Source organism: Nocardioides nematodiphilus (assembly GCF_020216525.1).
Lineage (GTDB): Bacteria > Actinomycetota > Actinomycetes > Propionibacteriales > Nocardioidaceae > Nocardioides > Nocardioides nematodiphilus.
Genome location: NZ_JAIWOY010000011.1, coordinates 42,626 through 65,632, shown reverse-complemented (window position 1 = coordinate 65,632; position 23,007 = coordinate 42,626). Strand labels below are relative to the sequence as shown.

22 protein-coding genes are annotated in these 23,007 nt (G+C 69.8%); 10 read left to right on the top strand and 12 right to left on the bottom strand.

Features of this window, described 5'->3' with window-relative positions:
• Positions 1 to 86: 86 nt before the first annotated feature.
• From KSO98_RS19000 to KSO98_RS16020, 5 genes are all read right to left on the bottom strand, one after another.
• Positions 87 to 650, bottom strand: coding sequence for a DciA family protein (locus KSO98_RS19000; RefSeq protein ID WP_225286697.1), 564 nt, complete (start codon positions 648 to 650; stop codon positions 87 to 89).
• Positions 640 to 1,803, bottom strand: a complete 1,164-nt coding sequence (gene recF / locus KSO98_RS16035) for a DNA replication/repair protein RecF (RefSeq protein ID WP_225286696.1) — start codon at positions 1,801 to 1,803, stop codon at positions 640 to 642. The genes KSO98_RS19000 and recF overlap by 11 nt, the downstream gene beginning before the upstream one ends.
• A 27-nt stretch (positions 1,804 to 1,830) precedes the next feature.
• Positions 1,831 to 2,718, bottom strand: a complete 888-nt coding sequence (gnd, locus tag KSO98_RS16030) for a phosphogluconate dehydrogenase (NAD(+)-dependent, decarboxylating) (RefSeq protein WP_225286752.1) — start codon at positions 2,716 to 2,718, stop codon at positions 1,831 to 1,833.
• Between the two features lie 54 nt (positions 2,719 to 2,772).
• Complete coding sequence (dnaN, locus tag KSO98_RS16025) at positions 2,773 to 3,912, bottom strand: DNA polymerase III subunit beta (RefSeq protein WP_225286695.1); 1,140 nt, start codon at positions 3,910 to 3,912, stop codon at positions 2,773 to 2,775.
• Positions 3,913 to 4,297: 385 nt separating this feature from the next.
• The gene (locus tag KSO98_RS16020; protein WP_225286694.1) at positions 4,298 to 4,717 is read right to left on the bottom strand and encodes an organic hydroperoxide resistance protein; all 420 of its coding nucleotides are present in this window, start codon (positions 4,715 to 4,717) and stop codon (positions 4,298 to 4,300) included.
• A 55-nt stretch (positions 4,718 to 4,772) separates the two neighbouring features.
• Between KSO98_RS16020 and KSO98_RS16015 the strand changes: the two genes are divergently transcribed.
• Positions 4,773 to 5,213 (top strand): MarR family winged helix-turn-helix transcriptional regulator, encoded by a 441-nt coding sequence (locus KSO98_RS16015; RefSeq protein WP_308012782.1) that lies wholly within the window; start codon positions 4,773 to 4,775, stop codon positions 5,211 to 5,213.
• Position 5,214: 1 nt separating this feature from the next.
• On the opposite strand, the gene dnaA is transcribed toward KSO98_RS16015, so the two are convergent.
• Positions 5,215 to 6,735 (bottom strand): chromosomal replication initiator protein DnaA, encoded by a 1,521-nt coding sequence (gene dnaA / locus KSO98_RS16010; protein ID WP_263642879.1) that lies wholly within the window; start codon positions 6,733 to 6,735, stop codon positions 5,215 to 5,217.
• Between the two features lie 386 nt (positions 6,736 to 7,121).
• On the opposite strand from dnaA, the gene rpmH reads away from it, so the two are divergent.
• The 8 genes from rpmH to KSO98_RS15970 all read left to right on the top strand — a co-directional run bounded on the left by rpmH (position 7,122) and on the right by KSO98_RS15970 (position 13,229).
• The gene (gene rpmH, locus KSO98_RS16005) at positions 7,122 to 7,259 is read left to right on the top strand and encodes a 50S ribosomal protein L34 (RefSeq protein WP_225286692.1); all 138 of its coding nucleotides are present in this window, start codon (positions 7,122 to 7,124) and stop codon (positions 7,257 to 7,259) included.
• A gap of 22 nt (positions 7,260 to 7,281) precedes the next feature.
• The gene (rnpA, locus tag KSO98_RS16000) at positions 7,282 to 7,617 is read left to right on the top strand and encodes a ribonuclease P protein component (protein WP_225286690.1); all 336 of its coding nucleotides are present in this window, start codon (positions 7,282 to 7,284) and stop codon (positions 7,615 to 7,617) included.
• Positions 7,614 to 7,862 (top strand): membrane protein insertion efficiency factor YidD, encoded by a 249-nt coding sequence (gene yidD, locus KSO98_RS15995; protein ID WP_225286689.1) that lies wholly within the window; start codon positions 7,614 to 7,616, stop codon positions 7,860 to 7,862. The genes rnpA and yidD overlap by 4 nt, the downstream gene beginning before the upstream one ends.
• A gap of 23 nt (positions 7,863 to 7,885) precedes the next feature.
• Positions 7,886 to 8,839, top strand: coding sequence for a membrane protein insertase YidC (gene yidC, locus KSO98_RS15990; protein WP_225286688.1), 954 nt, complete (start codon positions 7,886 to 7,888; stop codon positions 8,837 to 8,839).
• A 33-nt stretch (positions 8,840 to 8,872) separates the two neighbouring features.
• Positions 8,873 to 9,367, top strand: a complete 495-nt coding sequence (locus tag KSO98_RS15985; RefSeq protein ID WP_225286751.1) for a Jag family protein — start codon at positions 8,873 to 8,875, stop codon at positions 9,365 to 9,367.
• A 981-nt stretch (positions 9,368 to 10,348) separates the two neighbouring features.
• Entirely contained in the window at positions 10,349 to 11,071 is a 723-nt protein-coding gene (rsmG, locus tag KSO98_RS15980; protein WP_225286687.1) for a 16S rRNA (guanine(527)-N(7))-methyltransferase RsmG, read from the top strand.
• A gap of 74 nt (positions 11,072 to 11,145) precedes the next feature.
• Entirely contained in the window at positions 11,146 to 12,186 is a 1,041-nt protein-coding gene (locus KSO98_RS15975) for a ParA family protein (protein ID WP_308012781.1), read from the top strand.
• 218 nt (positions 12,187 to 12,404) lie between these two features.
• The gene (locus KSO98_RS15970; RefSeq protein WP_308012780.1) at positions 12,405 to 13,229 is read left to right on the top strand and encodes a ParB/RepB/Spo0J family partition protein; all 825 of its coding nucleotides are present in this window, start codon (positions 12,405 to 12,407) and stop codon (positions 13,227 to 13,229) included.
• A gap of 356 nt (positions 13,230 to 13,585) precedes the next feature.
• Here the strand turns inward: KSO98_RS15970 and KSO98_RS15965 are convergent, their stop codons facing one another.
• Entirely contained in the window at positions 13,586 to 14,905 is a 1,320-nt protein-coding gene (locus tag KSO98_RS15965) for an aminotransferase-like domain-containing protein (RefSeq protein WP_225286686.1), read from the bottom strand.
• Between the two features lie 86 nt (positions 14,906 to 14,991).
• Between KSO98_RS15965 and KSO98_RS15960 the strand changes: the two genes are divergently transcribed.
• Positions 14,992 to 15,612 carry a GNAT family N-acetyltransferase gene (locus KSO98_RS15960; protein ID WP_225286683.1) on the top strand — a complete coding sequence of 207 codons (621 nt, stop codon included), beginning with the start codon at positions 14,992 to 14,994 and terminating at the stop codon, positions 15,610 to 15,612.
• Between the two features lie 58 nt (positions 15,613 to 15,670).
• Here the strand turns inward: KSO98_RS15960 and trxA are convergent, their stop codons facing one another.
• The 5 genes from trxA to KSO98_RS15935 all read right to left on the bottom strand — a co-directional run bounded on the left by trxA (position 15,671) and on the right by KSO98_RS15935 (position 22,962).
• Positions 15,671 to 16,000 carry a thioredoxin gene (gene trxA, locus KSO98_RS15955; RefSeq protein WP_225286682.1) on the bottom strand — a complete coding sequence of 110 codons (330 nt, stop codon included), beginning with the start codon at positions 15,998 to 16,000 and terminating at the stop codon, positions 15,671 to 15,673.
• An 84-nt stretch (positions 16,001 to 16,084) separates the two neighbouring features.
• On the bottom strand, positions 16,085 to 17,077 hold the full coding sequence (gene trxB, locus KSO98_RS15950; RefSeq protein WP_225286681.1) for a thioredoxin-disulfide reductase: 993 nt from the start codon (positions 17,075 to 17,077) through the stop codon (positions 16,085 to 16,087).
• 71 nt (positions 17,078 to 17,148) lie between these two features.
• A complete protein-coding gene (locus KSO98_RS15945; protein ID WP_225286680.1) occupies positions 17,149 to 19,077 on the bottom strand; it encodes a protein kinase family protein in 1,929 nt (642 codons plus the stop codon).
• A 13-nt stretch (positions 19,078 to 19,090) separates the two neighbouring features.
• Positions 19,091 to 20,743: a murein biosynthesis integral membrane protein MurJ gene (gene murJ / locus KSO98_RS15940; RefSeq protein ID WP_225286678.1), complete on the bottom strand. Its 1,653-nt coding sequence runs from the start codon at positions 20,741 to 20,743 to the stop codon at positions 19,091 to 19,093.
• On the bottom strand, positions 20,740 to 22,962 hold the full coding sequence (locus KSO98_RS15935) for a DUF6049 family protein (RefSeq protein WP_225286677.1): 2,223 nt from the start codon (positions 22,960 to 22,962) through the stop codon (positions 20,740 to 20,742). Before KSO98_RS15935 ends, murJ begins: the two co-directional genes overlap by 4 nt.
• Positions 22,963 to 23,007 lie beyond the last annotated feature (45 nt).

Sequence of the window (23,007 nt, the reverse complement as noted above, 5' to 3'; positions counted from 1 at the left end):
CCTTTTGGGGCCTCGTCCGAGTCCCTATACGTCTTTGAGGCCGTCAGATCGCCAGATCTGAAGCCTCGGCGACGCGATGGGAGCGCTCAGCCGTACGTGTCGCGCGGACCGCGGGCACCCCGGATCGAGCGGGGCCCCTTCTTCCACGTCGGGCCGTTCGGTCCGAGCACGTCGATGACCGTCACGGTGCCGTGGCCGAGCTCCTCGTTGAGCCGCTGCACCAGGGTGGGGGCGAGTAGTCGCAGCTGGGTGGCCCAGGCCGTCGAGTCGGTGCGCACGACCAGCTTGCCGTCGGCGAAGGACTCCGGATCGCAGTGCTGGGCGATCTCGTCACCGACGATCTCGCGCCAGCGACCGAAGACGCCGTGCACCCGTAGAGACAGGTCCCAGCCGTGGTCGCCGACCAGCCGCCGCATGGTCGCGTCCAGTGTCTGCGGGTCGCGCTCGTCGGGGTGCGCGCCGGAGACCCGGCCCTTGCCGCTGCGCGGCTTCCACTTGCTGTCGCCGGGTGTGGAGCGGCGTCGCGCCGGCTTCCCGCCGACCCTCGCGACGGCGCGGGTGAACGCGCGCGCCAGCTCCAGGCCGTCGGGGTCGTGCTCGACCTCGGGCTTCGCGGGGAGCTCCTCCTCCGGGGTGTCCTCACTGCTCACGCGTCACCTCACCTCCGGCGACCCGGTAGCGCGCACCCTCCAGCGCCTTCGGCACGTCCTCGGCTACCGCGGCGGTGACCAGCACCTGCTCGGCGCCGGCGACCAGCGCGGCGAGCTGCTCGCGACGCTCGGCGTCGAGCTCGGCGAAGACGTCGTCGAGGATGAGGATCGGGTCGTCGCCGTCGGCGCGCAGCAGGTCGTACGACGCGAGCCGCAGCGCGAGCGCGAACGACCACGACTCACCATGGCTCGCATATCCCTTCACCGGCAGCAGCTGCCCGCCCGCGTGCCCCAGGGTGCAGAGCAGGTCGTCGCGGTGCGGGCCGACCAAGGAGACGCCGCGATCGAGCTCGTCGCGCTGGCGCCGGGCGAGCTCGGCCAGGATCGCCTTCTCCAGTCCCTCCTGGGTCGAGGGCCGCAGGCCGTCCTCGTCGATCAGCTCGAAGCTCGGCCGGTACTCGATCCGCGCGTCCTCGCGGGTGGCCCCGCGCGCGACGGTCTCGTAGGCCTTGCCGACGTACGGCCGCAGCGCCTCCACCAGGGCGAGCCGCTCGGCCAGGATCTCCGCCCCCGTGCGAGCGAGGTGGTCGTCCCAGACGGCCAGGGTGGACGTGAGGTACTCGTCCGGGGCCCGGCGCCCCCCGGAGCGGGCGGTCTTGAGCAGCGAGTTGCGCTGCTTGAGCACCCGGTCGTAGTCGGCGCGCACGCCGGCGAGCCTGGGGGAGCGGAGCACGAGCAGGTCGTCGAGGAAGCGCCGGCGATCCGACGGGTCTCCTTTGACCAGCGACAGGTCGTCGGGCGCGAAGACGACCGTGCGCACCAGGCCGACCAGCTCGCGCGTGCGGGGGAGCGGCGACTTGTTGATCCGCGCCTTGTTGGCCCGGCCCGGGTTGATCTCGATCTCGAGGGTCGCGGTGCGCCCGTCGCGGACCACCGCCGCCCGGACGACCGCCTGCTCGGCACCGGCGCGCACCAGCGGCGCGTCACTCGCGACGCGGTGCGACTGGAGCCGCGACAGGTAGTCGATGGCCTCGATCAGGTTGGTCTTGCCCTGGCCGTTTCGGCCCACGAATGCCGTCACACCTGCCTCCAGCGGGACCTCGGCGCTCGGGTAGGAGCGGAAGTCGTGCAGAGACAGGTGTGAGACGTACAACGGCGTGGTGGCTCGCCGGTGCGGGAGCTACTCGCCCTTGACGGCGTGGCCGCCGAAGCCGTTGCGCATCGCGGCGATCGCCTTCATCGCGTAGTCGTCCTCCTGGCGGGAGACGAAGCGGGCGAAGAGCGAGGCGGAGATGGCCGGGAGCGGGACGGCGTGCTCGATCGCGGCCTCGACGGTCCAGCGGCCCTCGCCGCTGTCGTCGGCGTAGCCGCGGATCTTGTCGAGGTGCTCGTCGGCCCGGATCTGGTCCACGAGCAGGTCGAGCAGCCACGAGCGGACGACCGTGCCGGTGCGCCACGAGGCGAAGATCTCCGGGACGTTCTCGACGATCTCGGCCTTCTCGAGCAGCTCCCAGCCCTCGGCGTAGGACTGCATCATCGCGTACTCGATGCCGTTGTGGACCATCTTGGAGAAGTGGCCGGCACCGGGGGTCTGGCCGCAGTGGACGAGGCCGTCCTCGCCCTCGGGCTTGAGGGTGAGCAGGGCCGGCATGACCTTCTCCGCGTCCTCGGTCTTGCCGCCGTACATCAGGGCGTAGCCGTTCTGCAGGCCCCAGACACCGCCGGAGACACCGCAGTCGACGAAGCCGATGCCCTTCTCGGCCAGCGACGCCGCGTTGATCGCGTCGTCGGTGTACTTCGAGTTGCCGCCGTCGACGACGAGGTCGCCCTCGCTCAGCAGCTCCTTGAGCTCGGCGATCGTCGAGCGGGTCGGGTCACCGGCTGGCACCATCACCCAGACGACCTTGGGCGAGGGCAGCGCCTCGACCATCTCGGCCAGCGAGGCCACGTCGGAGATCTCCTGGTTGCGGTCGTAGCCGACAACCGTGTGACCGCCGTTGCGCAGACGGGTGCGCATGTTGCCACCCATCTTGCCCAGGCCGATGAGTCCGATGTCCATGGAACAGATCCTCTCGAGGTTCGTTGTGCCCTCCTGCCGGGATCTCCGGGGAGGACCGCGGGGTCAAGAAAGCAGGCGGCGCGGCATCAGGAGGTAACGGAATCCGAGAGCGGTGGATTCCTCGTCGCGCCCGCTGATGACGACGGGCTTGGAGGCCTGGGTGAAGGCCAGCTCGACGGAGTCCTGCTCGAGGGCCGTCAGACCGTCGAGCAGGAACTGCGGGTTGAAGCCGGTGGTGAGGTCCTCGCCGTTGACGGTGGCCTCGATCGCCTCGGAGGCCTGCGCCTCGTCGCCGGAGCCGGCGTCGAGGGTGAGCTGGCCGTCGGCGAAGGCCATCTGGACCGCGGTGTTGCGCTCGGCGACCAGGGCCACGCGCTTGACCGAGTCGATGAGCTCCTTGCGGTCGACGACCGCGGTGGTGAGGTGCTCGTTCGGGAAGAGGCTGCGGACCTTCGGGAACTCGCCGTCGAGCAGGCGCGTGGTCGTACGACGCACGCCGCCGGCGGCCGCGCCCTCGAAGCCGATGATGCCCTCACCCGTGCCGGTGGAGGAGAGCGCGATCGTGACCTCGGAGCCGTTGGTGAGCGACTTGGCGGTCTCGGCGAGCACCTTCGCGGGCACCAGCGCGGCGACGGTCTCGTCGGGCGTACGCGGGTTCCACGACAGCTCGCGCAGCGAGAGCCGGAAGCGGTCGGTGGCCAGCAGCGAGATCGTGGAGCCCTCGATCTCGATCCGGACGCCGGTCAGCACCGGCAGCATGTCGTCCTTGCCGGCGGCGGTGACGGCCTGGCTGACGGCCTTGGCGAACTCGCCGCTGTCGACCGTGCCGGTCGCGCTCGGCATCTCCGGCAGCGTCGGGTACTCGTCGACGGGCATCGTCTGCAGGGTGAAGCGCGCCGAGCCGCAGGTCAGCGAGACCCGGGCGCCGTCGATGGCGAAGTCGATCTGCTTGCCGGCGGGAAGAGCGCGGCTGATGTCGGCGAGCATGCGACCGCTGACCAGCGACTTGCCCTCCTCGACGACATCCGCGCTGAGCGTCGCCCGCGCCGAGGTCTCGTAGTCGAAGGTCGACAGCATCAATCCCTCGCTGCCGGCCTCGATGAGGAGGCCGGAGAGAACAGGGCTGCTGGGCCGGACCGGAAGGCTGCGGGCAGCCCAGGCGACGGCATCCGCGAACACGTCGCGGTCGACGCGGAACTTCACTTGAGACCAGTCCTTGCGAGTCGGTGGTGCTTGGGACCTGCATCCTGCCATGTCGGCCGCACGCGCGTCAGAGGCGGGTTGGCGTGTGATTCGTGATCCACAGGCAAGGGGCCCGGAGGAGTTCAGCGATCGATCGTCATGTGTGTGGTTCAGAGTGAGTAATAGCGTCGGTGGAAACTGTGGAGGGGCGACGTTTCCGCAGGTGGTACGGAGCGAAGCTCGTTCACAGGGGGTGTGCACTCAGCTGGGGAGACGCGAGGGCGGCTGTGGGGGATCACCAGTTGTCGTGACCCCGACCGCGGCCGCCCCGCATCTCACCACCGTGTAATTCATTTGTTCTGGTGCGAGTTGTCCACAGGCTGGTGGACGAGATCCGCGTCGTGGGTCAGTTGACGGTGAGGACGACGTCGACGTTCCCACGGGTCGCGTTGGAGTACGGGCAGACCTGGTGCGCCTGCTCGGCGAGCTCCTGGGCGGTCGCCGTGTCGACGTTGGGGATGGTCACCTCGAGCTGCACGGAGAGCTGGAACCCGCCCTGGCCGTTGTCGTTGAGCGAGACGTCCGCCACGACCTCGGACTCGGTGGCGTCGGCCTTGGCACGGCCGGCGACCAGCTTGAGCGCGGAGTGGAAACAGGCGGCGTAGCCGGCGGCGAAGAGCTGCTCGGGGTTCGTCGCACCACCGGCGCCACCCAGCTCCTTCGGCATCCGGACGTCGAGGTCGAGGATCCCGTCGGTGGACTGGACGTGGCCGTTGCGGGCGTCCCCGGTCGAAGCGGCGGAGGCGGTGTAGAGAGGAGTCGTCATGTCAGCAACCATATTGTGCACAATCGAATGATGCAAGAGGTAGAATCGGCGTGTTATGACCTCCTACCCGCAGCTCAAGCTCGACGCCCAGCTCTGCTTCCCGCTCTACGCCGCCACCCGCGCGGTGACGAGGAGGTACGCCGAGCTGCTCGACGGCACCGGCCTGACGTACCCGCAGTACCTCGTGGTCCTGGTGCTGATGGAGCGCGAGGAGCCGATGTCGGTGGGCGACCTGGGCACGGAGCTGCGGCTGGACTCGGGCACGCTGACACCGCTGCTGAAGCGACTCGAGGCGGCCGGTCTGGTCCGCCGCGAGCGCGACCCCGAGGACGAGCGGCGCGTGCTGGTCGAGCTGACCGGTGCCGGCTGGGAGCTCGAGAAGCGGCTCGCCGAGATCCCGGCGCGGCTCGGTTCTGCGATGCGGATCACCCTGGAGGAGGCGACCGCGCTGCGCGACCAGCTCAACGGGCTGATCGCCAACCTCGATCAGGCCTGAGTCACGCCTGTCGGGCCTGCATCTTCACCCGGTTGGTGAGCTCGGAGACCTGGTTGAAGACCGCGCGGCGCTCCTTGAGCAGCTGGTTGATCTTCCGCTCGGCGTACATGACCGTGGTGTGGTCGCGTCCGCCGAAGTGCTTGCCGATCTTCGGCAGGGAGTCGTCGGTGAGCTCGCGACACAGATACATCGCGATCTGGCGCGCCATCACGAGATGACGCCCCCGCGAGGGCCCGGTGAGCTCGGCGATGTCGAGCCCGAAGTACGCCGCAGTCTGCCCGATGATGAGCGCCGCGGTGATCTCGGGGTCGCCGCCCTCGGGGATCAGGTCCTTGAGCACGATCTCGGCCAGGGTCATGTCGACCTCCTGGCGGTTGAGGTTCGCGAAGGCCGTGACCCGGATCAGCGCGCCCTCGAGCTCGCGGATGTTGGTCTGGATCTTGCTGGCGATGAACTCCAGCACGTCGGCCGGCGCCTTGAGCCGCTCCATCGCGGCCTTCTTGCGCAGGATGGCGATGCGGGTCTCGATGTCCGGCGGCTGCACGTCGGTGATCAGGCCCCACTCGAACCTGTTGCGCAGCCGGTCCTCGAGCGCCTCGAGTCGCTTGGGCGCCCGGTCGGAGGTCAGCACGATCTGCTTGTTCGCGTTGTGCAGCGTGTTGAACGTGTGGAAGAACTCCTCCTGGGTCTGGGTCTTGCCCTCCAGGAACTGGATGTCGTCGATCAGCAGCACGTCGATGTCGCGGTACTTGCGCTTGAACCGGTCCTGCCGGTCGTCGCGGATCGCGTTGATGAACTCGTTGGTGAACTCCTCCGAGCTCACGTACCGGACCTTCGCGCCGTTGTAGAGGCTGCGGACGTAGTGGCCGATGGCGTGCAGCAGGTGGGTCTTGCCCAGGCCGGACTCGCCGTAGACCAGCAGCGGGTTGTACGCCCGCCCGGGTGCCTCGGCGACGGCGACGGCCGCCGCGTGCGGGAAGCGGTTGGACGACCCGATGACGAAGGTCTCGAAGGTGTACTTCGGATTGAGCCGGCTCTCGGTGGTGGAGCGCTCGGACGTCGACGGGGCCTCGTGCCGCGGCGGCGGGAGCTGCACTCCCCCGAGGCTGCTCCCGATGTTTGTCGACATATCGATGTGTTGATTGATCGTCGAATCGACAGCCACGGGCGTCGGCTCCACGACGGGCGCGGCCGGCTCGGGCGGCAGGTCCTCGAGCTCGGGCTTCACGATCGCCGCGATCCGCATCTCCTGGCCGAAGGCGCTCGACAGGGCGTCCTCGAGCTCAGGACGCAGCCGGCCCTCGAGCTGGTTGCGGGTGAAGTCGTTGGGGACGGCGACCAGGACGGTGGTCCCGTGCATCGCCTCGGGGACGCACGCCGAGAGCCAGGCGCGCTGACTGGGCTGGAGGTCGGCCACGATGCGCTTCCACGCCTGGGCCAGCTCGTCGTGCTGTCCGGCGTCGGAGGGCGTCTCCACTGCTGTCCACCTTCCCCATCGGGGTTGTTGCTGATCGAGTGTCATGATCCGTCCACAGCTCTATCCACAAGTTGTGAACCATGGTCTGGTCCTGTGGAAAAGCCCACCGAAAAACATCGCCGCGACCGTCATTCGACCTGTTTGTGCAGGTCATGAGGGAACGAAGACAGAAAGATGCTGTCGCATGAATCCCCCAAGACGTGGTCGCCGGCCATCAGCACGGAACCTCGGTAGACGCCGAACCTAACGCCGCGGGTCTCCCGGGGCAACCCGTCATCCACAGGGGACGGTTAACCACAGCCATGTGGTTTCGGGTAGATGTCGCGCGGGTTTGACCCTACTTCTCGCCAGCGCGTACCGTTGACCGGTCGCTCGCACAGTGTTTTGTGCTGTGCGAAGGCCCAGAAACCTAAGCGAAAGAGATTGAGCTCGTGAGCAAGCGTACGTACCAGCCGAACAACCGTCGTCGCGCCAAGACGCACGGCTTCCGCCTGCGCATGCGCACCCGCGCCGGCCGCGCCATTCTGAACGCTCGCCGCCGTAAGGGTCGCAAGGAACTCGCGGTCTGAGGTCGGCCCGGCTGACCTCGCCGTGCTTTCCCGCACGCACCGATTGACCGACCCGGACTCGTTCCGGGTCGCGGTGCGTCAGGGACGTCGAGCCGGAACCTCTCGTCTGGTCGTGCACCTGTGGCACGCCGACGAGGTGGCTCCGGCTCGAGTCGGTTTCGTGGTCAGCAAGGCTGTCGGCCCGGCTGTGGTCCGCAACCGCGTGAAGCGACGCCTCAGGCATCTGGCCCGGGAGTCCCTCAGGGACCTCCCGGGCTCTGCTGTGCTCGTCGTACGCGCGAATCCGGCCGCAGCCGACGCCACCTATGAGGAACTGGGCGCCGACCTCGGTCGTTGTGTGCAACGGGTGATGTCGTGAAGCACGTTCTCATCGGTCTGCTCAAGGCCTACCGGTTCCTGATCAGCCCGCTCTACGGCCAGGTGTGCCGCTATCACCCGTCGTGCTCGGCGTACGCGCTGGAGGCGGTGGAGCGTCACGGCGCTCTCCGCGGCTCCTGGCTCGCGGTGCGCCGGCTCGGCCGCTGCCATCCCTGGACGGCCGGCGGCTACGACCCGGTGCCCGAGCGCACCCCCACCCCTTCGTCCCGCGGCTTCGCGGGTTAATCCGATAACAAGGAGCCTGATCCGTGGGCGATTTCTTCAGCGCGATCGCGACGCCGCTGTACTACGCCATCTCCGGCATTCTGCTGTTCTGGCACCGGGTGGTCACCCTGGTCCTCTCCCCCGAGAACGGGTGGTCCTGGGTGCTCGCGATCGTCGGCCTCACGGTCACGATCCGCGCCCTGCTGATCCCGCTCTTCGTCAAGCAGATCAAGTCCTCGCGCAACATGCAGCTCATCCAGCCCAAGGTGAAGGAGCTGCAGAAGAAGTACGGCCACGACCGTGAGCGTCTCGCCCAGGAGACGATGAAGCTGTACAAGGACACGGGTACCAACCCGTTCGCCTCGTGCCTGCCGCTCCTGATCCAGATGCCGATCTTCCTGGTGCTCTTCCGCCTGGTGAACAAGGCCGCGCACAACGAGGCCAAGGGCTTCCTCTCGGTCGCCGACGTGCACCACTTCGCCGACGCGAAGATCTTCGGCGCCCGCCTGGCCGACACCTTCAACGGCACCCACGACACCTCGGTCCGCGTCCTCGCGGCCGTCCTCGTCGTGGCGATGTGTGCCACCACCTTCTTCACCCAGCGTCAGCTGATGGCGAAGAACATGCCCGCCGAGGCCATGCAGGGCCAGTACGCGCAGCAGCAGAAGATCCTGCTCTACGTCCTCCCCTTCGTCTTCGCGATCTCCGGCATCGCCTTCCCGATCGCCGCGATGCTCTACTGGACCACCTCCAACGTGTGGACCATGGGCCAGCAGTTCTACGTCATCCGCAACAGCCCGGCTCCCGGCACGCCGGCGGAGAAGGCGAAGCTGGAGCGCGACCGTGAGAAGGCGGCCCGCAAGGCCGCCCGCCACGGTGGCACCGTCGCCAGCGTCGATTCCGCGGACGTGGCGGAGGCGCCCGCCGCGGACGACCGACGCCCGGCTGCTCGTCAGCAGCCGAAGAAGCAGACCCGCAGCCAGCGCAAGAGCAAGTAGCGCTGACCGACCCCCGAGAAGGGATGCATGGATATGACTGAGGAGAAGGTGGCCGCCACCGAGGGCGACCGCGTCAAGCAGCTCGAGCGTGAGGGCGACATCGCCGCCGATTACCTCGAGGAGCTGCTCGACATCGCCGACCTTGACGGCGACCTCGACATGGACGTGGAGGGCGACCGCGCGGCCGTCTCCATCGTCGGTGCCGATCTGTCCCAGCTCGTCGGCCAGCACGGTGAGGTCCTGGACGCGCTCCAGGAGCTCACCCGTCTCGCGGTCTACCGCGAGACCGGCGAGCGCTCACGCCTGATGCTCGACGTCTCGGGCTTCCGGGCCAACCGCCGCTCGACGCTCGAGGCGCTCGCCGCCGAGACCGTCGCCACGGTGAAGGCGTCTGGCGAGCCGGTCTCGCTGAAGCCGATGTCGCCGTTCGAGCGCAAGGTCGTCCACGACGCCGTCGCGGCCGCCGGTCTCACCTCGGAGTCCGAGGGCGCGGAGCCCCGTCGCTACGTCGTGGTGCTCCCCGCCTGATCGACTGAACCACGTTTCACGTGAAACACCCTCCGTGCCTGACGCACGGAGGGTGTTCCTTTGTGCCGGGACGTCATGCGGGCGGTGAGGCGGCTGGGGCCGGTCAGCCTGGGGTGCGCCTGTCGTCGTGGGCCCGATGGCGGTCGCGGAGGGCGGGGCTGGCTGCTCGTTTCGTTCTCGCGACAGATGGCGCCTGCTCCCCTGTCGGTGGTTTCACGTGAAACGGCGGCTGACTGCCGCGACAAACTCGATCCGTCGTCCAGTTCTGCGGCGTCTCCTCGTCGCAGCGGGTCGACGACTACGGCTCGTTTGAGCATTGAGGGCGGTACGGCAGCGTCACATTGGCCTCGGGTGTCTCCGAGCGCCGATGAGTCGGGCTCCCCTAGGCATCGTTTCAGGTGAAACCCAGGTGCCGCCTCATGGACCTCTGGCAACGCCCTCTCGTCGCCGCGACCTGCCGAGCCGCCGGTGGAGTCCGATTCCTACGCAGGTGGTCCCTCGCATCCGTCGTCTGTCGGCGCGGATCCCCGTACATCCGGTGCGCTCAGGCTCCAGCTGGCTGCGGCGTCGTTTCACGTGAAACGGCTGGGCGCTCCATGGGCTGCGCATTCTTCCGCCGCCTCCTCGCCCGGCGCCCGGAAGACACGGAAGGTCATGGCCCGGGAATCCTGCACCGATCGCCCGCGACGAATGCGCGACGGCGTGTCGAGGTGGCTTGCTTCGCGTGAAGACGCTCCACGTCCAGGGCACGCCGTCGCACGCGGAGAAGCCACGCCTCTGTGACGACGGCCGTGATGAGAGCCGCGTGTCGCCCGACGTCACCCTGCACCGAGGTGGCTGGGCGCAGTCCTATGGACGTTCGGCGCCCGACGAGTCGGCGTTCTCACATCTGCGCCTGACCGGCGCGGCCCCGTCTCGGCCGTACCGTGACGGCCACATAGTCTCTTCTCTATGAGCGACGTTTCACGTGAAACGCCCCCCATGCCCGACGTGGCACGGAAGGTGTTCCAGCCCGACCGGCTGCCCCTGGCGGAGGCCTACACCGAGTTGCTGGCGACGGAGGGCGTCGTGCGCGGGCTGATCGGTCCCCGCGAGGCTCCGCGGCTGTGGGACCGCCATATCCTCAACTGTGCGGTCCTGGGAGAGCTCCTTCCCGAGAACGCCACGGTGGCCGACATCGGCTCCGGTGCCGGCCTCCCCGGCCTGGTGCTGGCTATCCATCGCCCCGACCTGCGGATGACCCTCATCGAGCCGTTGCTGCGACGCACGACGTTCCTCACCGAGGTGGTCGAGCAGCTCGGCCTCGACAACGTCGAGGTCGTCCGCGGCCGCGCGGATCTGCTGCACGGCAAGCGCACCTTCGAGGTCGTCACCTCCCGCGCGGTGGCACCCCTGGGCCGCCTGCTCGAGTGGTCGATGCCGTTGGTCGCCGCCCCCGGAGCGCTGGTGGCGATGAAGGGCTCATCGATCACCACGGAGATCGAGGAGGTCCGTGAGGTGCTCGATGCGTTCGGCTGCGCGGAGCCCACGATCAGCACGCTCGGGGAAGGCCTGCTCGAGGAGACCACCCTCGCCGTACGAGTGGCGTGGGCTGATCCGACGAAGGTAGGTTTGACGTCTGTGCCTGCTGCGGTGCGGCGCCGGCAAGGGGCCAGCCAGGGCGGCAAGCAGAAGGCCCGTACGAAGCGGAGGAAGAACACGTGACCGAGGGCATCACCCACGACGACTCGGAGTCTCCAGTGTCGACGTCCCCAGAGTTTTCCACCGGTTCTGACCAGGTGTCTGAGCGTGACTATCCACAGGATGGCGCTGTTTCTCCACAGGACGGGACCCGCGCGGGGGAGGCCGATGTTTCACGTGAAACCGGCGCGGCCGCCTTCCGGGTACGCACCGCCGCGGACCTGGCCGACTACGCGGAGGTGATCGCCGACGAGGCGACGCCGCTCGCGCGCGCCACCGAGAACACGATCCTCGCGCGGCAGGCCTCCCAGGCGCGCCCGCCGATGCCCCGCCCGTCCGCGACCCGCGTGATGGTGGTGGCCAATCAGAAGGGCGGCGTCGGCAAGACGACCTCCACGGTGAACCTCGCCGTCGGCCTCGCGCAGCTCGGCCAGCGCGTCCTGGTCGTCGATCTCGACCCGCAGGGGAACGCCTCCACGGCACTGTCCGTCGAGCACTTCCAGGGCACCCCCGGGACGTACGAGCTCCTCGTCGAGGACGTCGCGCTGAACGACGTCGTCCGGCCCTGTCCCGAGGTCCCGATGGTCGAGGTCGTCCCGGCGACGATCGACCTCGCGGGGGCGGAGATCGAGCTCGTCAGCGTCGTCGCCCGTGAGGGCCGGTTGAAGAAGGCGCTGCTCGGCAGCGGTCGCGTCGGTGACGCATCGATCGGGGAGGAGCGGTGGGACTACGTGCTCATCGACTGCCCGCCGTCGCTCGGCCTGCTGACCCTCAACGCGCTCGTCGCGGGCGCGGAGATGCTGATCCCGATCCAGGCCGAGTACTACGCCCTGGAGGGACTCGGCCAGCTGCTGAAGACGGTCGACATGGTGCGTGCCCACCTCAACCCGGAGCTCGCCGTCTCGACGATCCTGATCACCATGTACGACGCGCGCACCCGCCTCGCCGCTGGTGTCGCCGAGGAGGTCCGCGGTCACTTCGGCGACCAGGTGCTGAAGACCTTCATCCCGCGCTCCGTGCGGGTCTCGGAGGCGCCGTCCTACGGGCAGACCGTGATGACCTACGACCCGGGCTCGCCGGGTGCGCTGAGCTACCTCGAGGCAGCTCGGGAGATCGCCAGGAAGGGGACCGACGCGTGAGCAAGCCGGCACCGAAGCGGGGTCTGGGACGTGGTCTCGGCTCGCTGATCCCGACCGCTGCACCCGAGGTCGACACCGAGTCGGGCGAGCACGCTCAGCGCAACCACACTGTCCGCGATGCGGACTTTGCTCCAGGATCGACGAACGGCACCTCGCCGGACCTGGGACCCACCTACCTCGCGCGAGGCTCTCAGATCGAAGATTCGGGTCTGAGGCCCGTGGAAGGGGCTTACTTCGCTGAGCTGCCGCTGACCTCGATCCGGCCCAATCACGTCCAGCCGCGCAGCGTCTTCGACGAGGAGGCGATGGACGAACTGGTCCATTCCGTCCGCGAGATCGGCGTCCTGCAGCCCGTGGTGGTGCGTGCGGTCGACGGTGGCGAGTTCGAGCTCGTCATGGGAGAGCGTCGTTTCCGCGCCAGTCAGCGTGCCGGCCTGTCGTCGATCCCTGCGATCGTCCGCGAGACCGAGGACACCGACATGCTCCGGGACGCGCTCCTGGAGAACCTGCACCGCAGTCAGCTCAATCCGCTGGAGGAGGCGTCGGCGTACAAGCAGCTGTTGGACGACTTCGGCTGCACCCACGACGAGCTCGCTGCCCGCATCGGTCGCTCGCGCCCGCAGATCAGCAACACGCTGCGGCTCCTCAAGCTGTCGCCGGCCGTGCAGCGACGGGTCGCCGCCGGTGTGCTCTCGGCCGGACACGCCCGGTCCCTGCTCGGCGTGGGCGATGCCGCGCTGCAGGACCAGCTCGCTCAGCGGGTCGTGGCCGAGGGGATCAGCGTCCGCGGCCTGGAGGAGATCGTCGCCCTGCGCGAGATCGACGGCGAGAAGCAGCCCAAGCGCCGCTCGGCCCGCCTCAAGGGCCCGGCCCCCGAGCTCAATACCTTCGCCGACCGACTCGCGGATCGCTTCGAGACCAGCGTCAAGGTCGACATGGGCCGGGCGAAGGGGAAGATCACCGTCGAGTTCGCCACCCTCGAGGACCTGCAGCGGATCGTGGAGATCATGGATCCGCGAAATCGCAGCGACAAAGTGATCTAACGATGAAGAGATAAGTCGACAAAGTATGGAGGCCGGGCGCAGCGCGCCCGGCCTTCGTCGTCTCTGCTGGTCCATGGCCGCGTAGCCGCCGAGGTGCGAGTCGGCGCATCGCGACGCCAGGACGTCAGGGCGTAGGACGTCATCCGATCCGCGTCCAGCCGCCCCCGGACGGACGGCAGCACCGGCGATGTGCCGGCCAAGCCCCGGAAAAGTTCTGTGAGAGCGATTTTGAGCGAGGTGCCGGAATCACGAAACGACCCCGATTCCTCAGAATCGCGGCCGTTTCGGGGCTTCAGCGCCCGTCGGACGTCAGGCGGGCGTGCCCCAGTGCGGAGCAAGGCGCAGGACGTCCCGGGTCACTGGGTGTCGGTGCTCGGGGTCTCGTTGCCCATCGGGAGGGTGTCGAGCCGCTCGGTGGCGCCGAAGGTGGCGCGCAGCTCCATCTCCTCCTCGATCACCCCGGCGAGACGGCGGACGCCCTCGCGGATCCGCTCGGGTGTGGGGTAGCAGAACGAGAGGCGCATGGCCGAGGAGCCGAAGCCGTCGGCGAAGAACGCGGTGCCCGGCACGTACGCGACGCGGGCGGTGACCGCGCGCGGGAGCATCGCCTTGGCGTTGATGCCCTGGGGGAGCGTCATCCAGACGTAGAAGCCGCCGGCCGGGACGTTCCAGTGGCAGCCCGCGGGCATCATGTCGTTGAGCGCGCTGATCATCGCGTCGCGGCGCTCGCGGTACATCTCGCGGAACTGCTTGATCTGGCCCTGCCAGTCGTGCTGCGCCAGGTACGCCCCGATGGCCATCTGGCTGAACTGCGGCGGGCACAGCGTCGCGCTCTCCTGGGCGAGCACCAGCTTCTCGCGGACGGTGTGCGGCGCGAGCGCCCACCCGACCCGGAAGCCCGGCGCGAACGTCTTGGAGAACGAGCCGAGATAGATGATGTTCTCGCTCGAGATCGAGCGCAGCGCCGGCATCGGGTCGGCGTCGAAGCCGAGCAGGCCGTACGGGTTGTCCTCGAGGATGAGGACGCCCTCCTCCTCACAGATCTGCACGATCTCGTGACGGCGCTCCAGCGACATCGTCACGCCGGCCGGGTTGTGGAAGTTGGGGATCGTGTAGAGGAACTTGATCTTCTTGCCGGCCGCGCGGGTGCCCGCGATCGCGGCGCGCAGCGCGTCCGGGATGAGGCCGTCGGCGTCCATCTCGGCGTGCACGACGTCGCACTGGTAGGAGCGGAAGACGCCCAGGGCGCCGACGTATGAGGGCGCCTCGCAGATGATCACGTCGCCCGGGTCGCAGAAGATGCGGGTCACCAGATCGACGGCCTGCTGGGAGCCGACGGTCACGACGACGTCGTCGGGGTGGGCGTCGATGTCCTCGAGGCGCATCACCTCGGTGATCTGCTCGCGCAGCTCGAGCATGCCCTGGCCGGAGCCGTACTGCATGGCGACGGTGCCGTGATCGCGGACCACGCCGTCGATGGCGCCACTGACGACGTCGAGGGGGAGACCCGAGATGTTGGGCATGCCACCGGCGAGGGAGACGACCTCAGGCCGGGACGCCACGGCGAAGAGAGCTCGGATCTCGGACTGGGTCATCCCGGCCGTGCGCGCGGCGTAGCGGTCGACATACGGGTCGAGTCGAGTGCTGCTGCTGCGCGTGGTGGGAGAAGTGTCCATGATCGTCCTAGCATGAAGGATGTCACACCTGTTCGCATCTCCACAGACCGACCCGGCGGAGTGAGATGTCACGCAAAGTCCTGCCCTTGACACTGGACCGGCTCGCCGAGCTGAGTGCCCCGTGCCGCTCCTGCCTGTTCTGGGAGCTCGATCCCGTACGGCGCGACCGGGTGCCGCCCGCCGAGCGCGCGGCGGTCAAGGAGGCGTGGGTCAGCGAGGTGCTGCGGGAGTGGGGCTCCTGCGGTCGGGTCGCGGTGGTCGACGACCGCGTCGTCGGCTACCTCATCTACGTCCCGGCCCGGTTCGCGCCGGGAGCCGAGTCCTTCCCGACGGCTCCGGTCTCCGAGGACGCCGTCCTGCTCACCACCGTGTGGCTGGAGCCGGCGTACGCGGGCGGTGGGCTCGGGCGGATGCTCGTCCAGGGGATGGCGCGTGACCTCATCCTGCGCGGCGGCGTGAAGGCAGTGGAGGCGTTCGGCGACGTGGGTCCGCTCAGTGGCCTGAACGGGTCACGGTGCGCGGCGCCGGCGGAGTTCCTCGCGCACGTCGGGTTCAAGACGCACCGCGCCCACCCCACCGCCCCGCGGCTGCGGATGGAGCTCTCCAGTGCCATCACGTGGCGGGACGCGGCCTTGGAGAAGGTGCTGGGCGTGGTCCGTCCACGTCGGCACGTGCCGCATCCGGCGCCGGCGAGACGGACCCACTGACATGCAGAAGCGGCCCCCACCGAAGTGAGGGCCGCTTCCGTCTCGAGCGGTGTGGAGATCAGCCGAGGAAGGCGGCCAGCTCGTTGAGCAGGGCGGCCTTCGGCTTCGCGCCGACGATCGACTTCACGACCTCGCCGTTCTGGTAGACGTTGATCGTCGGGATGCCCGTGACGCGGTAGTTGGACGGCGTCACCGGGTTCTCGTCGACGTTCATCTTCAGGAAGGTGACCTTGTCGCTGTGCTCGCTGGCGATCTCGTTGAGGATCGGAGCGACCTGGCGGCACGGGCCGCACCACTCTGCCCAGAAGTCGACCAGGACGGGCTTGTCGGACTTGAGGACCGTGGCGTCGAACTCGGCGTCGGTCACGGCGGAGATGTTGTCAGCCATGGGGTCACCTTTCATGTGATGAGTTGCTGAAGTCTGTTGGTAGAACAGGCGGCGTACGGGATCTGTTCCCGGCGCGTCACTGGATCAGGCGTTGGCGAGCGCCGCGACGTTGTGGTGCTCGAGGTCGCCGAGGAAGCGCTCCGCGTCGAGGGCCGCGGCGCAGCCGGAGCCGGCGGCGGTGATCGCCTGGCGGTACGTGTGGTCGACCAGGTCACCGCAGGCGAAGACACCCGGGATGTTGGTGGCCGTGCCCGCAGGAGCGCCACCGGAGACGTTCGGGCCGACGACGACGTAGCCCTCGGCGTCGAGCTCGACCTGGCCCTTGACGACCTCCGAGCGGGGGTCGTGGCCGATGGCGATGAAGACGCCGGCGGCCTCGAGCTCGCGCTTCTCACCGGTCACCGTGTCGACGACCGTCAGCGACTCGACGGAGTCGGTGCCGTTGAAGGACTCGATCGCGGAGTTCCACTGGATCTCTAGCTTCGGGTCGTTGAAGGCGCGCTCCTGCATGATCTTGGAGGCGCGCAGCTCCTCGCGGCGTACGAGCAGCGTCACCGACGAGCCGAAGCGGGTGAGGAAGGTGGCCTCCTCGACGGCGGAGTCGCCGCCGCCGACGACGACGATCGGCTTCTGGCGGAAGAAGAACCCGTCGCAGGTCGCGCACCAGGAGACGCCGCGACCCGACAGCTCGTCCTCACGGGGCAGGCCGAGCTTGCGGTAGCCCGAGCCCATCGCCAGGATCACGGACTTGGCGTAGTGGGTCTCGGTGGCGGTCTTGACGATCTTGATCTCGCCGGACAGGTCGACCTCGACGACGTCGTCGGGGATGAGCTCGGCGCCGAAGCGCTCGGCCTGGGCCCGCATGTTGTCCATCAGCTCGGGACCCATGATGCCGTCACGGAAGCCCGGGAAGTTCTCCACCTCGGTGGTGTTCATCAGCGCACCGCCGGCGGTCACCGACCCCTCGAAGATGAGCGGGTTGAGCTCCGCGCGCGCGGCGTAGACGGCTGCGGTGTAACCAGCCGGGCCGGAGCCGATGATGATGACGTTGCGGGGCTCGGTGGGCGAGCTGGTCATGGATGGACTCCCTGGATCGGTGACGCTTCGAGAACCGATCGTAGGCGACAAAGATTCCCGCCCCTGCCGGTTCAGTCGACCTGAGATCCGATGCGTGTGCCGGTGGCGCCGATCTCGGCGACGGAGCCGCGGTAGCCGTCACCGACGTGGGGCAGCGAGGTCAGCCAGACGACGAGGTAGCGACCGGCTACGTTGTGCAGCGGCACGTGCTGCTCGGGCGACGTCACGGTGACGCGTGCAGCCGCCTTGAGGCCGTTCGGGGTGGTCGGCCTGGTGTCGGTGACGTACAGCGAGACGTCGGTAGGGCCGCCGTCGACGGTGAGGGTCGCGGTGGCGAGCGCGTACGTGCGCTTGAGGTCGATCACCAGGCCCACGCCGCTCTTGAGCGCGGGCGGCGCGTCGCCGAGCTGGTCGGTGTAGGTACTGGTGTGCCAGGCGGTTCCGGGACGGCCGTCGACGGCGAGGTGGGCGTCCTCGGGGTACTCGTCCGGCGGGTCGCCGAACGGGTCGAAGTCGGTGGCGGTGAGGTTCGTGATCGGCGAGGCCGCGGTCCCGGTCCCGGTCCCGGTCGGGCTGTCGGTCGCGCCGGGTCGCCGGGGACCGTCGTCGGTCGCCTGGCGCACGATCAGCGCGACCGAGACGACGACCAGGAGCACCACGAAGCCCACCGCGTACGGGAGCCAGCGGCTGCGCGGCGGCTCGTCGTGATCGGGAGCCGGGGTGCGGATCGCACCGGTACGCGGCGGCGAGTCGTCGACCCACGGCCAGAACTCGATCGGGTCGCCGCCACCGGCCGCGCCCGCCGTCGAGACCGCGTCGCGCGGGGTGTGTGGCTCGTCGGCGAAGAGGGGCTTGGGCGCCGGCGGGTCCAACGGGGGTGGCGGCGGGGCGGGGACGTCGCGCGGGCGGTGCCAGCTGTCGTCGTCCTCGAAGGAGGGGAGGCCGTGCTGGGTGGCGTCGCCCTCGTCGTGGGCGCCTCCGGCACCGCCGCCGGCAGCGGCGGCCGCCTCGGCGTCACTCATCGGCCCGGCGATCCGGGTCGCGTCGCCGGTGGCCAGGTCGGTGCCCGGCTCGATGATCGGATGGCCGGCGGGCGCGGGCGCCGTTCCAGCCGCAGACCCAGAGGACGCGGCCCCGCCGACGGCCGGGCTCGCTCCGGTGGGATAGGAGATCACCCCGATCGGGCCGGTCCCCGGGCTGAGCCGGCCGCGCTCGTTGGGCAGCTCGGAGAGGTCCGGCGGCTCCCCGACGAACTCCATCAGCCGGTCGTGCAGGTAGCGGGCGTCGAGCGCCGGGGTGGAGTGTCGGCCGTGGGCGTCCGGGTTGAGCGCCAGCTCGCACAGCTCGTCGAGCACGCGCGGCACCCCGGCGCGCACCTGGCGCGGGCGCAGCGGGTGGCCGCCGCTCAACGGCGTCGCCGGTACGGAGGAAGGGGTCGTGCCCGGCCACGTACCGGTGAGGCAGGCGGTGAGGATCCCGGCCAGGGCCGTGTCGTCCTCGGCGGCCGAGCCCTCGGGCAGCCCGTACAGCGCCGCCTCGACGGCGAAGCCGATGACCCGCACCGCGCCGGCCTCGTCGATGAGCACGTTCTCCGGGTTGAGCCGGCCGTGCGCGTAGCCCAGGTGGTGGGCCTTGGCGAGCGTCGCGGCGACCTGCGCGGTGATCCACGCGGCACGCTCCGCCGAGAGCGGCCCGGAGCGGGCCAGCAGGATGTCGAGGGAGGAGCCGCGGCCCCACTCGTTGACGACGTACGAGATGCCCTCACGGCTCTCCGCGTCGAGCACGCGCAGCAGCCGCTGGTCGGCGATCGACGCCGAGGCGCGGGCGGCGGCCATCAGCCTGGGCGCGCGCGGGTCGTCGGCGTCGAGGACGTGGACCGCGACCGGGCGTCCGAGGATGCTGTCGTGGGCCAGCCAGAACCGGCCGTGCTCGGTCTCGCTGAGCAGGTCGGCCAGCCGGTAGCGCCCCGCAAGGACGTCGCCGGGCCGATGCACGCTCATGAGCCGAGAGTAGTCATGACCGGCCAAGGCGGGCGGCCAGCGTGCGGATGAATCCGGTCAGCTCGGTGATCCGCAGGAGTCGGGCGCCGACGAAGATCAGGCCGAGGTCCACGCCGCCGACCACGGCGGACTTGATCGCGGCCAGCAGCCAGGTGCGGTCGGGCCAGACGTGGTCGAAGCCGCGGCCGAGGATCCACGCGGTCGTGGTCGCGACGGCCGTGACCAGCAGCATCCGGATGAGGAAGCGGATCAGGAGGTCGGTGCGCAGCGGCCCGATCCGGCGGTCGAGGCGGGTGTAGGCGTTGATCGAGCCGACGAAGTACGCCAGTCCCCAGGCGGCGGCCAGCGCGGGCGCGGTGTGCGCCGGGGAGACGTGCCCGACCAGCAGCACCGCGGCCAGGACGTTCACGCCGGCGACCAGGCACTGCATCCAGAACACGGTCTTGTTGCGCTCGAGGGCGTAGAAGCCGCGCAGCAGCACGTACTGCAGGGTGAAGAAGAAGAGCCCGGGCCCGAAGATCGCGATCGTCGGGCCGTACTTGTGGAACTGGTCGGCCGAGGCGCCGAAGCCGAAGAGCACGTGGCCCAGGTCCGCGGACAGCACCGGCAGCAGGGCGGCGAAGGGCAGCACGATCGCGATCGAGGAGCGCAGCGTGCGCATCACCGCGTACGCGAAGCCCCGCGGGTCGAGCGCGACCACCCGCGCCGACAGGGTGGGCAGGATCGCGGTCGCCAGCGAGACCGTGATGATCGAGTGCGGCACCTGCGTGAGCAGGAACGAGTTGGAGTAGATCGTGTAGCCGGTGCCGTGCTTGCCGGAGGCGTGCTCGCCGGTGCCGCCGGTGGCCAGCGCGGTGATGACGAGGTACGCGGCCTGGTTGACGATCACGAACAGGACCGTCCAGATGCCCAGGCTGAACGTGTGCCCCAGTCCGCTGTTGCGGAAGTCGAAGCGCGGCCGGAAGTGGAAGCCGGCGGCTCGCAGGAACGGCAGCAGGATGAGGAACTGCAGCGCGATGCCGGCCGTGGAGCCGAGTCCGAGCAGCTGCTCCTCGGCACGGGTGTAGTCACCGACGCCGGAGGCGCCGAACTGCAGGATGAAGGTGACCAGCACGGCCACCGAGACGATGTTGTTGGCGATCGGCGCCCACATCATCGGACCGAAGCTGCCGCGCGCGTTGAGCACCTGTCCGACCAGCACGAACATGCCGTAGAAGAACACCTGCGGCAGGCAGTAGCGGGCGAACGCGATCGCGCTCGCCGTCTCGGAGTCGGTGTGGCCGTGGAAGTAGAGGTGGATCAGCAGCGGCGCCGCGGCCACCAGGATCACGGTGACCGCCCCGAGGAAGACAGTGGCGAGCGTGACGATCCGTTGGGTGTACGCCTCACCGCCGTCGTCGTCCTGCTTGATCGCGCGGACCAGCTGCGGCACCAGCACGGCGTTGAAGACGCCGCCGGCCAGCAGGATGTAGAGCATGTTGGGGATCGTGTTGGCGACGTTGAAGACGTCGGCGCGGCCCACCGAGCCGATGGCGGCGGCGAGCAGCGCGGCGCGCACGAAGCCCGACAGCCGGGAGAAGAGCGTCCCGACCGCCATCACCGCGCTGGCGCTGCCGAGCCCGCCGTACGAACGGCGCTCGCGGCGCGCGACCCGCTTGCCGCTCACGGGGCCTCCACCGCCGGGCCGCCGCGCAGGCGGTTGCGGATCCGGCGGACCAGTCGCACCACGATGGCGGCGAAGAGCAGGCCGAGGCCGCCGCCGATGAAGAGCCAGATGATCCGGCTGACCTGGGCCGCCCGGATCGGGAACGCGTCCTGCGAGCCGAGCGGCTTGCCGTCGATGGTGGTGAGCCGCAGGACGACGTGGTGGATGCCGTTGGCGTGCGCGGTCGCGCTCAGCAGCACGCCGGCGCTGCGCCCGGCCGGGATCTCGAGGCGCCCCGAGCCGCCGACGGTGAGCTCACCGTCGGTGATCGCCTTGACCTTGACCTGGACCGGCTGATCGAGGTGGTTGACCACGGTGGCGTTGAACTTGCCGTGGTCGCTGGCCAGCGTCACGGACGGCGGGGCCGTGACCGTGATCGAGTGCAGCTGGGACTCGATCACCGCGCGGCTGCGGTCGGCGGCGGTGCCGGAGGCACCGTTCCCGCCCCGAGCGGTGTACGAGGCGCTGGTCAGCGCGTCGTCGAGCACCACGGCGGCGACCGCGTCGTTGTGCGGCAGCACGCTCTGCAGCGTCGTGCCGCTCGCGCGCAGCGCGGAGACCGCGTGGAAGACGGTGGGCGGCAGCTCCGCGCCGAGCTCGGCGTCCGGGTAGTGCAGCCGCGCCGGGTCGACGTCCCGCTCGATCACCGGCTCGACCGCGCTCGTGACCGTGGTCAGGTCGAGCCAGGGCAGGTCGAGGCCGTTGAAGAGATCCGTGCCGGCAGCACCGGCATCGGCGCCCGCCGACCAGTCGAAGGGCAGCACGGCCAGCACCGGCGCGCCGCTCGCGAGCCGCATCGAGGCCTGCGCGAGCAGCTCCTGGCGCATCGGCACCGGGCTCACCTGCCGACCCGGTGTCGGGCCGCCGGCGGCGACGAGTGAGGAGGTGGTGAAGACCGTACGGCCGGCGATCGTGGCCACCGGCGGCGCGCCGCCGCTGATCGCGCGGTCGCTGAGCAGCAGCGGCGTGGTCGACTCGCCGAGCCGGATCGCGTCGGGCTGCACGTACCCGGTGGTGGGCACGTCGAGGGGGAGCGCGGTGATGCCGAGCGCGCTGAGGGCGGCGGCGCCACGGTCACGGGCGACGGCGTAGAGCCCCGGGTCGTTGCGGGCGGCGGCGGAGAGGTCGAGGTCCCCGTACGGGAGGGCGTAGACCGCGGGGCTCTGCTTCAGGACCGGCAGCAGGTGGGCCAGCCAGGCCTTCGCCGGCGCGGTGGCGGCGGTCGGGTCGACGGTGCGCGCCAGCGAGCGGCTGACCGTCGCGGTGTGGGTGGGGCTCGGGGACTGCGTGGGGGTGCCGCCCTTGCCGCCCTGCTCGCTGCCGTCGGTCGGGGCGATGCTGCGCGGCGCGTTGCCGTCGGCGAGCTGCTTGACCGCGTCGATGAGCGCGGGGTCGATCAGCCAGGAGACCTGGTGGCCGCCGGCGAAGTCGAGCAGGTCCCACAGCCGTCCGCCGGGGGCGAGCTCGCGGGCCCAGTGGGCCACCGAGGCCACGCTGCCGTCGGGCTGGCGCAGGACCCGTTGGCGCAGCGGCACCACGATCGCGGCGCGGACGGGGTGCTTGACGTGTCCCGGCCGGGCGACGAGCGGGAGGAACGTACGGGCGCGGCCGTCGGCCAGGCCGTCGCGGGCGCCGTCGGCGCTGGTGCCGAGCACCTGGACGCCGAACCAGTAGACGCCGGACGCGGTGGGCGGGCCGAACGTGTCGCCGTGCAGGTCGGCGCGCGGGATCGCGATCTCGAAGTCGGCGCTGGCGCCCGGGGCCAGGTCCGGCAGGGTGGCGAACTCGCCGTAGGTGGTGATCCGCTCGATGCCGCCCTGGGCGCTCGGGTCCGAGATCGCGGCCTCGGCGAGCTCGGTCTCGGTGGTCAGCGGCGTGCTGCCGATGAAGGCGTAGACGTTGAGCGACTGCCAGGTCTGGGTGTCGTCGTTGGTCACCGTGCCGGCGACCCGGACGGTGCCGCGGGCAGGGTCGTCCTTCAGCGTCGAGGGGGTCAATCGATCGATCGAGACGCTGAGCGGGTCGGCGTCAGCGGCCGCGGTCGCTGCGTCCGTGCGGTGCACGACGGCCTGTGCGGGGCCGGCGGTGGCGACCGCGGCGAGGGGCAGCAGGGCACCGAGGAGCAGTGCCAGTGCGGTCGGTGCCGACGCCCACGCAGGGACGGTACGGCGAGACGGCATGGGTGTGACGATATCGGGCTGACCATGCGGTCCTCATAAACTGTG